Origin of the sequence: Fibrobacter sp. (assembly GCA_024398965.1) — a bacterium.
GTDB lineage: Bacteria > Fibrobacterota > Fibrobacteria > Fibrobacterales > Fibrobacteraceae > Fibrobacter.
In genome coordinates, this window is sequence record JAKSIF010000030.1 from 1 (window position 1) to 10,925 (window position 10,925).

The 10,925-nt window shown below is 50.9% G+C and carries 7 protein-coding genes and 1 tRNA gene; 2 read left to right on the forward strand and 6 right to left on the reverse strand.

Annotated features, from left to right (window positions below; translation table 11 throughout):
• Positions 1-6 precede the first annotated feature (6 nt).
• A tRNA-Val gene (locus MJZ26_10950) sits at positions 7-80 on the reverse strand.
• Between the two features lie 71 nt (positions 81-151).
• Positions 152-724, reverse strand: a complete 573-nt coding sequence (locus MJZ26_10955; protein MCQ2106297.1) for a hypothetical protein — start codon at positions 722-724, stop codon at positions 152-154.
• 49 nt (positions 725-773) lie between these two features.
• Between MJZ26_10955 and MJZ26_10960 the strand changes: the two genes are divergently transcribed.
• On the forward strand, positions 774-1,400 hold the full coding sequence (locus tag MJZ26_10960; GenBank protein MCQ2106298.1) for a 4'-phosphopantetheinyl transferase superfamily protein: 627 nt from the start codon (positions 774-776) through the stop codon (positions 1,398-1,400).
• A 10-nt stretch (positions 1,401-1,410) separates the two neighbouring features.
• Here the strand turns inward: MJZ26_10960 and MJZ26_10965 are convergent, their stop codons facing one another.
• A complete protein-coding gene (locus tag MJZ26_10965) occupies positions 1,411-1,878 on the reverse strand; it encodes a hypothetical protein (protein ID MCQ2106299.1) in 468 nt (155 codons plus the stop codon).
• Entirely contained in the window at positions 1,878-7,220 is a 5,343-nt protein-coding gene (locus tag MJZ26_10970) for a hypothetical protein (protein MCQ2106300.1), read from the reverse strand. The genes MJZ26_10965 and MJZ26_10970 overlap by 1 nt, the downstream gene beginning before the upstream one ends.
• Before the next feature lie 206 nt (positions 7,221-7,426).
• On the opposite strand from MJZ26_10970, the gene MJZ26_10975 reads away from it, so the two are divergent.
• Positions 7,427-8,218, forward strand: a complete 792-nt coding sequence (locus MJZ26_10975; protein ID MCQ2106301.1) for an A24 family peptidase — start codon at positions 7,427-7,429, stop codon at positions 8,216-8,218.
• Positions 8,219-8,299: 81 nt separating this feature from the next.
• Here MJZ26_10975 and MJZ26_10980 read toward each other — a convergent pair whose 3' ends face one another.
• Together MJZ26_10980 and MJZ26_10985 are read right to left on the reverse strand one after the other, a co-directional pair.
• Positions 8,300-10,054 carry a carboxypeptidase-like regulatory domain-containing protein gene (locus tag MJZ26_10980; protein ID MCQ2106302.1) on the reverse strand — a complete coding sequence of 585 codons (1,755 nt, stop codon included), beginning with the start codon at positions 10,052-10,054 and terminating at the stop codon, positions 8,300-8,302.
• A gap of 14 nt (positions 10,055-10,068) precedes the next feature.
• Positions 10,069-10,908, reverse strand: coding sequence for a TIGR02147 family protein (locus MJZ26_10985; protein MCQ2106303.1), 840 nt, complete (start codon positions 10,906-10,908; stop codon positions 10,069-10,071).
• Between the last annotated feature and the right edge of the window lie 17 nt (positions 10,909-10,925).

Here is a 10,925-nt window from a genome sequence, read left to right on the forward strand (position 1 = left end):
TTTCAGTGGTCGATACAGAACTCGAATCTGTGACCTCTACCATGTCAAGGTAGCGCTCTAACCAACTGAGCTAATCGACCATTAAGGTAGCCCAAAGATAGTATGATTTGGAACCCTTGTCAAGGGACGTTTCTTAAAAAAAGGATGGTTTTTATCGTTCCGATTCAGGTACCCAGTAGCGGAGTCTTCCGCTGACATGAACCGGGGGGAGGCTGTCGCGGCAGGTACCGGATCTGCAGTCCTTGAAGTACAGTTCCACGTCGGCAGTCCATAAGGAGTCGTTGATGATTTCATCAAAGTGCAGGTAGCTGCTGTCGGGAATGATAGGGGCTTCAATGGAGTGCTCCTGACGCATCCAGGAAACATTCTGGTATCTTCCGTTGACGCTGGCCCTTTCGACGGGCTGGAGATTTCCGTTGGTGCTAGGGTTGTTTACCAGGATGGAAAATTGGTCGCCTCGCTTGCTTTCTTCAATTCGGGTCCTGAAGAAAAAGTAGTGGTGCATGTTGTTGACGTAGAAAGGGGGCTCCACGTCGTTCTTGGCCAGGTCGATGGTAAAGGGACCTTCGCCGTCTATGGTGTACTTGAAGTACCCGCCGCCCTTGACTTCCCAGCTGTTGTTGATGTCGGCGCAGCCTGCAATGAAGCTTGCGGCAATCCCGAGGGATAGCCCAGCCAGGACGATGGCCGAACGTTTCTTGCTGGTTGTTTTGGACGGGCGCACAAACATAACATTAAACTAGAAATTATCTTTTGTGTTGATGACAGACCTTGTGAACATTGAACGCCTTGATGTAGAAACGCCCTTGGGGGTGGTGCATCTTGCTGCATTCCCGAAAGTTTCCCATAGGGAGGTCATTTTCAGAATATTGTCCGAGGTAACCGGCCGTCCTGTTTCGGCCGCGGACCTCGTCCAGACTGAACTCGACCCGCGCCCCTGTTTTCCGCAGCTTGATCTGGATGTGAACTGGACGCACTCGGGCAAGCTTTGCGTTGTTGCCTACACGCAGTCTCCCGATGTTCGTGTGGGGGTTGATCTGGAATTCCATTCACCTAGGCGTCTTCCTGTGGCGGAGCGGTTCTTTAGCGCTCAGGAGGTGGAATATCTTAGAGGGCTGGACGCAGGCTATTCTTCTGACGAGCCTTCTGCACTTGCGGAATTTTTCCGTCTTTGGTGCCGCAAGGAAGCCTTGTTCAAGTGCGTTGGGGGAAGTTTCTTTACCGACGCCCTTGGCCGCAGTGTCATGGAGAACCCGCTGGCTTCCGCAAATCACCAGGTTCATTTTGTAGACCTTTCGCCGGATGCGGTGCGTTCCTTTTATCCGAACATCCAAAACGAAAAAAAGGGCGCCGACTTATCGGCATCCCTTTGTATTGCTGTGGCTCGCTGGCCACGATAACTGGCTTTGACTAGGCGTTGCCGTCTACGTCGTTATTTTCGATCTTCTGTTCGCCCTGTGCTACCGGACGGTTCTGCTGAGGGGCGGTTACAACGTACAGCGGCAGGCTGATCAGTTCTTCTCCGTCGACGTTCAGACGGATGATGTACTTGTCTGCGCGCTTGATGGGCAGACGCTGCAGGTTGAGAACCAGGTTCACTGCGGCAGTGTCGAAGCCCTGGGCCACCGGCTCCAGAGGAATCTTGGACTGCATCGGGGGGACGACTGCTTCACCGACAACGTCTTCGAAAACCAGACTCAGTTCGTGAACGCCAACTTCGGAACGCTGATAGCGAATGCGGAAGGCGGCAGAGCACTGCGGGATTACCAGCGGGAACTGCTGGGCGAAGATGCGGTCAAATGCACCGAGGATGTTCAGACGGCCACCCATGCCATTAGCGGTTGCGGCGTCACAGATTGCAGCGATTTCAATATTCATTAGTGTATCTCCCAAGAGTCGGCCACATATTTCATAATAATAGGCCCGTTGTTATTTCCTGATCCTCCTGCGTTTTCTCGTGCCAGCATGGAGAGGTATACCTTTCCTTCGCCATCAATGGCTAGCTGAGGTGCGTGACCACGCAAGAAGTAATTGTGTTTATAGTAGAAAACTGTATTGAAGTAGGGCAACTGGTTTTCGCCGTGGAAGTGCCATTTTTTGCCTTCTAGACGGAAAACGTGTACCTGGGACAGTGTGGGGTAGCCATTATCGTCGATGGCGGCGTAAACAATGCCGTTATGGACAGCCAAACTGATATGGTAGGCGATATAACCCTCGAACAAGGCGCTCCCGAATATTCCGGAGGTGTTCCAGGAAACTTCATTGGTTCCGACGGTTCCTTCGTACACATAGGGCCCGTATTTTTCCACGTTCCTGTTAAGGAATCCCATGTAGATTTTGCCATTTCCGGCAACAAGGTTTATGCCGCTGAAGTCGTTGGCGATCTGGGACATCTTGCTTGCGCTTGAGTAGTCGTTGCTCAGTATGGTGCAGTAGGCGGAGTAATTTGCCGTAGTGTCTACGGTGACAATTACAAGCTTTCCGTTTTCGCTGAATGCGGCTTCAATCTCGCGGAATTTGCGCGGCCTGGTCTCGTCCTTGCCGGTTTGGGGATTTCTTACGGTGTCGTTCTTTCGGGCTGTTGCAGAACTCTTCCAGGAATCTCCGTTTTGAACTGCAATGAAGTTCAACTTGTCGGTCTTGGTGTTGTAAACAACAACGGGCTCCTTGGACGTTGGGTTGCACAGCAGACGTGCTGTCCAGACGTCGCTTATGGTTCCAAGGCCAGCCAATGCAGAAGAAGCTCCTGCAGACTTGAAAATGTGCAGGTCGTTCTTTGCGGTCAGAAGCCCAAAGAACAGGTCGGTTCCGTTTGTTGCGATCTTGATGGCGGTTACAGAGTCGGCGGTGCTCTTTTCAAGAGTCGTCCATTTGCCCGATTTCATTACGGCAACGTTCAGCGTGGTTGCGTCGGCCATGTAGGCGATAACCGGATTACCATTCACAATGACTTGTGCTGGCGCCGTGTTGGAAGCCGTTGTCTTAAGAACGGTATCCTTTGCAAGGTTTTGCCATGCCTTACGGAAGTAGACCTTTCGTGAAACTTCATTAGCGCGGTGACGACTGTAGAAACCGTAAGAAGGCGATGTCGTTGTGCTGTCGCGGTAATCCAAGGTGATTGTCATTTCGCCTTCGAAGTTGCTGCGGATGAAGGCGCTGTTGAATTCCGCAATGCTGGTGTCAAGGGAACCGTCGGGATTTCCTTGGTAGAATGTATTCTTTACGTTGCTGAATTTCCACCAGAAGTCCTGATTGTTCTTGTCGCCTAGTTCACCCAGCTTGGAACTGGAACCGTTCCAGTCCTTGCTGTAGAAGTACAGGGCTTCGTCATCGACGGATTCATCGCCACTCCAGAGGTAGACCGTATCTGCCGCGGAAATGACGCCTTCTGGATGTTGTTCCATAATGCGGATTTCTGTAGTGTCCTTGAATGTCGCCCTGGTGCTTGCTTCCTCGGCGGAAACAATGCAGTACATGTCTACGCCCTTGAGCGTGTAGCTGGAATCCTTAGGCACGGTAAAGCTCTTTCCGTTTTCCTTGTAGCTGTACTTGGGCACGGAACTTTCAAGGGTCTTTCCGGTAGCCTTGTTTATACATTCCCAACTGAACCAGTTGATGCCCTGCCAGACGTCGTTGACCGTTGCGCCAAGTACAAAGTTGTCGCCCTTGTTCAGGTATACCAGCTCGTCCTTGACCCAGATAATGGGAAGGTCTGTGGAGAATGTGAACGTCATGGTGTCTGCGGCCTGGTTGCCGTCGTTGTCTGTTGCGCGGGCAATGCAGATGAAGTCTGCCTGGGGTGCGGGGGCTTTCCATACGGTGTCGAAGGATGCTACGGTTTTCCAGTTGGCTTCGATTTGTTCCGGCTTGCCACAGCTCCATTCTCGCTTGACGATTTCACCAGGGTCGGAGGGAAGGTTGTTGTTGTCGCTGGCCCTTGCGTTCAAGGTGATGTTGTAGCCTTCACGAATAATCAGGCTCTTGTTAACAACCTCGATGGTGGGCGGGGCCACAATCACCTTTGTTTCCACGGTGTCCTTGGCGGTGTTGCCGTCGTCATCGGTAACGCGGATAATGCACAGGTACTTGTCCATGGCGGTGGAGGGCATGACCATGGTTGTCTTTGGCGTAGTTGCCGAAGAATAGGTGAATCCGATGTTGGTTGCCTCTGCAGCTCCGCATCCCCATTCGTACTTGACGATGGATCCAAGTGAATCTTGGGCGTGGGCGTTCAGTTCCACTTCGTCCTTGATGGTGACGGTCTTGTGATTGATGGAGGCGGTTACGGTGGGCCTGCCAACTACAGTCTTGTACAGGGCTGTATCCTTGGCGGTATTGCCGTCGTCGTCGGTTACTCTGACAACGCAGTAGTACTTGTCCATGGCGGTGGAGGGCATGCGTACGGTTGTCTCGGCTCCCGGCATAACTGTCCAATCAGGATTCTTCAGGCTGGATAGGCTTTCATCGCAGGCAATGTCGTATTGGGTGATGTAGCCCAGTTCATCGTTGGCGATGGCCTTGATCTTTACGTTGCTATTGATCTTGACTGTGTCTGTCTTTGTTGCAAGACGGATTGTGGGGATGTCCAGAAGGGTTGCGAAGGTAAGGGTGTCTGAGCTTTCTTCCTTGTCGTCGTCGATGGCCTTGAAAATACAGCGGTACTTGTTTGTTTCTTGACCCGGCAAGGTTATGGTAATCTTTAAGTCGCTTACGGACTTGGCCGGGGTAATGGTCGTGTCGTTGGTAAAGTCGAACAGGTTTCCGTTGTCGCAGGCCCACTTGAACATATTCACGGTGCCGTACTTGTCGCTTGCATCAAGGCTTACCTGAACCTTGCTGTTGATTTTATAGGCACTTGCTTTTTCACCGGTGCTGGCCTTGATACTTGGAGGATCGCTTATGACGTTTACAGTGACCGTATCGCTGTTTTTGAAACCCTTGTCGTCGGTAACCGTAACGACAACGAGGTGTTCGCCAAACTTGTTAAATGCCAGGTCTCCGGACTGTTCCGTGGTAGGGCAGGTATATCCTTCACTAAGGTTTGTTCCGCAGTTCCAGCTGACGGTAAGCTCGCTACTTTCAACGCCCATGAACGTGACGACTTCAAAGTGAAGCGGGTCGTTCAGCGTGACGGTATTTTGGAAGCCCGGCTCGGTAAAGATGATTGCTGGATTGTCGCCAAGGATGCCGAACTTTACCTGGGCGCTCAGGTCCGCGCCGTTCTTCTTGTAGCTGGCGGTCATGAGGTAGTCTATGTCGGGGTCGGCCGAGGAAACATCCTTGTATTCCAGGACCAGTTTTGTAGAGCCGTCCTCTTCCACCTTGGTCTTTTTCGTAATGGCGGCGCCGTCAAGTTTCCAGTTCCATGTAACAGAATCGGCGGCGGGATAGGCGTTGCCAACGACGGCGTTGAATTCCAGCTTTCCGGCAGAACCAATCTTATGCTTCTGAACTCCGTTGACGTTCAGTGTCAAAGTTGTAGCCTTGATGAAAATATCCTGCTTCAGCGAGGTCTTGTTGCCGGCCTTGTCCGTTGCGGAGTATTCCAGCTTGTGGCTTCCGTCTGTGAGAGGATTCGAAGACTTGTCCTTTAAGGGCATGGAGCAGTTGAATACGGCGCTGTCTGCACTGGCGCTGCAACCGATTTTCTGTTCCGCACCGTCAATGGATCCTGTAACGGAACTGACGTAGGCGCCAAGGTCTCTGGCGTAGATGGTCTGTACGAAATCTCTTATGGAGAGTGTGTCCAGATTCTTGACCAGAAGAAGGGGCGATGCGGTGTCCTTTAATACCAGTTCCTTTACCTTCACGGTAATGCCGGATTCGATGTATAAATCTTTCTGGGTTGCAGAGCCGAATTCCTTCAGGGAATCTGAATGAGCCTTGACGGTAAATGCGCCCGGGTCCACCTGGATGGTGTAGTTACCCTTGGCGTCGGTCATGCCGTCGTAAATCTTGTTGCCGTCGTTGAATTCGACGCGGATGCCAGAGTGGTTGTCTCGACCCTGGTATTTAGCGACGCCGGTGAATTTTCCCTTGCTGGATTTGATGTCTCCGATATAGAAGCTCCAGTGGCGGGAAACGCCGTCGGAAACCTTGATTCGTTCCATGTGGGTAATGTCGTAGCCGTCGAAGACGTACATGTCCCAGTAGATTCTTCCGGTCAGTTCCTTGCTGGGGTCGTTGAGCAATGTAATGACGTTTCTTCCGTCAGAGGTTATAGGTTCAAAAATGTTGGAGGTGAATTCTGCCGCAATCAGGTCTTCCGGGGTGAACGCCTTTTGCGGGGGCTGACCGTTGGGTGATACCTGGGCGTAAATAAAGTACTGCAGGTTCTGGGGGTTGTCGGCGTCCTCGGCTTCGTAGTAGAAATAGAATCGGTCGGCAATGTTGTGGCGGGCTCCATCCTGAGGATAGAGAATCTTCAGTTTGGGGATTCTGTTGAAATGCAGGTTTACGCTGTCGGTGACTTCGTTATCATCATCGTCCTTGACGATGACATAGATTTTCTGGTTGCCGAGGGAATCGATTTTGGAGGAGTCGTTCTTGATTGTCAAGTAAAGGGAGTCGTTTCCTTCGCGAGTCTCGTATTTCCACTTCTGGGCAGCTTCTTTACCACTGGCGTCAAGGTCCACCTTGATGCTTGCGATACTACCGAAGGAGTCGCTTACGGTAATGGGGAAGGTGATGTTTCCGTCGTGGCTTGTCCATAGGGTGTCCTTGGGAACGTTCAACTGGGGCTTGGTGTCGATAACGCGGATGTAGGCTCGCTTGGTGTCGGTGCCGGCGGTGTCCGTGGCGTTGTTTCCGTCGAAGGCGATGAACTTGGGATAATAAACGCCGGGCTTGGCGTATTTCCAGGCCTGGGGCTTGATATTGTCGCCAATGATGACGGTGTCTTTGCCGTCGCTCTTGGTTAGGTTCCACTGAAACCTGTAAATCTTATCCACATTGCGGGGGAGGATGCCCATCAGGTAGATGGTGTCGTTTACCGTGACGGTCAGGGTGTCGGGGATGGTATCCGCCTTGTCTACGGCGGTATTGGCAATGGAATCCGCAAAGGCCTGCGGGTCTTCAAAAGCCTCTCTCTGAGCAAAGACTCGGGAGTGGTTGTTCTTTAGGTTGACATTTTCCTTGACTGAAGATTCCCTAGAGCAGCTTTCAAGGGATAAAAGGGCGGCTAAACCCAAAAATATTGCCAGAAACTTAAATTCTCTCATAACTCCACCCTTCAGTAAAATCAAATTGAAAAATATTCTATATGATTTCCCAGTTATAATTTATCTTTTTTATTGAAAATGGGTACCTGAATATTTTTGTTGAAGGATTTTGTTTTATGGAACTTATTCCACTTTGGTATTGGCTAGGCGTTTTTTTCATTTTTGGGGCTTGTGTAGGCAGTTTTTATAACGTGATTGTGTACCGTATGCCTAGGGGAATTTCCCTCGTAAATCCCCCATCCCACTGCCCCTTGTGCAAGAAGCATATCCCGATTTACCTGAACTTGCCGGTCATTGGCTGGTTTATTTTGCGAGGAAAAACGGCTTGCTGCCATAAGCCTTTGAACATCATCTACCCTATCGGGGAGGCTTTGTGCGGTTTGCTGGGGGCTTTGGCCCTTTTTGCTGCGGTGGCGGTGAACTATGGCTCAGTGGTTCCTGAACTTTTCAGTGCCCCGGTGATGGCGCCTGCGGTGTGGGCCGATGGCCTTGCCATGTTCTGGCTTTTGCTTGGGGCCTACCCGGTATGTGTAGTGGATTTTAAGTACAAACTAATTCCTGATTCCATGAGCGTTGGCGGCATTGTGGCGGGCCTCTTGATTTCCTTGATTCCTTGCGGAATTACCCCGCTCCAGAGCTTGATTGGTGCAGTTGCCGCGGGCGGTGGCCTTTGGCTTCTGGGCTTTATTGCAAGCAAGGTGTTTAAGAAAGATGCCATGGGCTTTGGGGATGTAAAGCTCTTGGCCGGTTATGGCGCCCTCATGGGATGGCAATCTGCCGCCATGATTCTAGTGATTGCCGCAGTTATTGGAATTATCGTCATGATCCCCTACGCCAAGATGCAAGCGAAGGTTGCCGCGAAGGCTGTGGTGGATGATTCCGCCGACGCTCCGGGCCAGATTCCCTTCGGTCCGTTTCTGGCCATTGCCGCTCCTGTGATTTACCTGTGGGGCGACACGCTGCTGCGCCTATACGTGCAGTTTGTAATTGGTGAATAGGTATATGTCATCCTGAGCGGAGAAGGATCCAGTAAAAAAGCGGCCCGAGGGTCGCCTTTTTCGTTTAGAGAGAGAAGAATTTTACTTGCTGAGCATCTGATGTGCCACCAGCCAGGCTTTTAGGCGGTTCCAGTTGGTGTCCTTGCTCTTCTTGATGTCGCTAGTTATTCTGAAGGCGACGAAATCCTGTAATTCCACTACACCTGCAGTAACGAAATTTTCCCTGCCATTGGAAACGTAAGCTTCGTGGTACTGGTAAAGCTTTAGGTCAGTGTCGCGAATGATTTCTTCGTCTACAGCCAGGGTCAGGTGATTTCCCACCAGGGCGATGGCGAACTGGTGCTGGTCTCCGTCCAGAAGGGTGGTCGTCTCGGAGAATGCCAGGTTTTCGTAGGTGGTGTCTTCTTTTGCCTTTCGGGAGTAAATCCTGGTGCAGACATCCTTTGATCCGGCTTCGCACTGACGAACGTCAAAGCCATGCAGTTCTCCGTTCCAGTCTTCTTCAAGGGTGCTGAACAGAACCGCAGCGGTATCGGACTTGCTTCCGTCAAAGGAAAACTTGAAGCTGTAGCCGATGTTTCTTTGCTGCAGGAAGCCGTAGCCCTTTTCGATGGTGGTGTTCTGCAGGGATTTTTCTGCCAGCAGGATGTTGCTGCTGATTCCCGTAGGTGTACCATCAATTAAACTGTAAGATGCCTTATCGGATCCATCGGGGAAGTTTATTTCCGCCCAATAGCTGAAGCCATCGCCCTTTCCGTTGGCGGCTGTAAGTCTGGAAATGTTGTTGGAGTTTACCAACAATGTATTTGCAGAGATGTTCTTGCCGGAAACGGGAACAATCAAATGTTCCAGAGATTTTTCGCTCAGGGAATCCAGCAGAATGCCAGCATCATCGGGAAGAGTGAATGCAAGAGTGTCTGCTGTTGTGCCGGAGATGACGGAATTGTCTAGAGTCTTGCATGTGATTTCTGCAGAACCAGTGAGGCTTGCTTCGTATTTACAGAGGTTCTGGTAGGCGCCTTCGGGAATTCCTTCCATCAGGAAGGATCCTTGGGCAGAATCCTGCGAGGTAATGGTGTGGCAGGCTTCTGTGTAATCTAGACAGACCTTATTTCCCACGCTGAAAAAATCATTGTCGAAATGAATCTTCTCGCTGGAAGTCTTATGAAGTTCCTGTTCAGAAATCTTACGGTATGTATTCTTGTCTTCGGTGACCTTTTCTGCACTTCTCAGGTCTAGCGAAGTGTAGCTAGCTAAAGCCTTATCTTCGGATTCGATGTGCAAGGTGTAACTGTAGTAAACTACTGGCAAACCCTTTTCATCCAGTTCAAAGTCCAGCTTGTCAGGAATGACTCCTGTATAGGTGGCCTTGTAAACAACGTCCTTGAAGGAGTAGTTGCCGCTAGCATCCGTAGAAGTTTCCTTCAGGGTGACGGAGTTGCCGGAATACTCGGATTCCACCCTCTTTAGGGACACTCGGACGTTCTTGATGGCGTTCCCGTTTTCGTCAACCGCGGATCCCTTTACGTTAATGATGGTGTAGTCGCGGTCGTAAGTGATGCAGGCGATTTCATTGGAATTGCCAAATTCATCAAGTCCGTTGCCAAAGGCTGTTTGCTTCTTTAGATTGTTGGGAATGCTGGTGGAGCAACCGTTTACATTGACGACCTTGTCGCCGTCCTCGTTGATGGAGGCTTGCTGGCCCGATTCCGTTTCGGTGAAAACCCCGGCGGTATTTGGATTGTTGTCGGAACAACCCACGATGCCCGCGAGACTCAAACCCGCAGCGCTTAAACCCGCAACGAAACTACAAATGTCTCGTAATTTGTAATTCATGATTCGTAATTTCATTATTTACCCCCGTTGTTCTCAAGATTTGAGAACATATGCAAATTCAGCTGATAGACTCCGTCGGCCTTTTCCTTGTCCTGGGAAATGATCCGGCGGGCCTTTGCCTTGAATTCCTGCACCGCCTCCTCCAATTCCTTATAGGCGTTGCTGGATATACTGAAAGTCAAGGTGCTCATGATTGTCGGTGCCTTGGGCGGAGTCATTAGCGCCTGCTTTGAAAGTTCAAAGCACTGCAGTTGATACTGCTTGATCAGTTCCGCATTGTTGTAGGGCCCGCTGGAAATGGATTCCTGGGTTGGCTTCCAGAAGCCTTCCTCGTTCTTGCGGGCAAGCCCCAGACGCTGCAGAAGGTCCAGGCTTTCTTTCAACTTGCCCAAGGTGACCTTCGGGAAAATCCTCTTTTGTACGGGAGTCAAGTCGTCGTCAACGTCCATGGCGTCCAGGATAGCGAACAGGGCGCTGTTGTACCAGTGATTGTAGTACTCGTAGGCGTCGGTGTTCAAAATGCACTTCGGGTCCGGATGCATCTGCAGCAGTTCTTCCATGGCTGCTTTACGGATGGCGTCGGTCTTTGCCTGGTCCACCTTTACCATGGTCTCGAAGTATTTGGCTTCCTTTTTGTCCAGATTGCAGATTTCAATGAACTTTGCCACCATGCGGGGGCTCACCTTCTTGCCTCTGAGAACGTCTGCAAAGTAGCTGCGGCTCTTTTCCAAACCAAGAAGACTGCAAATCTCGGTACGGGTGAACTTGGGGTCCGTCTTTACGCGGACGGCCTGGTATTCTTCCAGATACTTTCTAAAATGGGTGAACTGGTAGATGTCGACAAACTTTTCCATGTTCTCAAATATAGTAC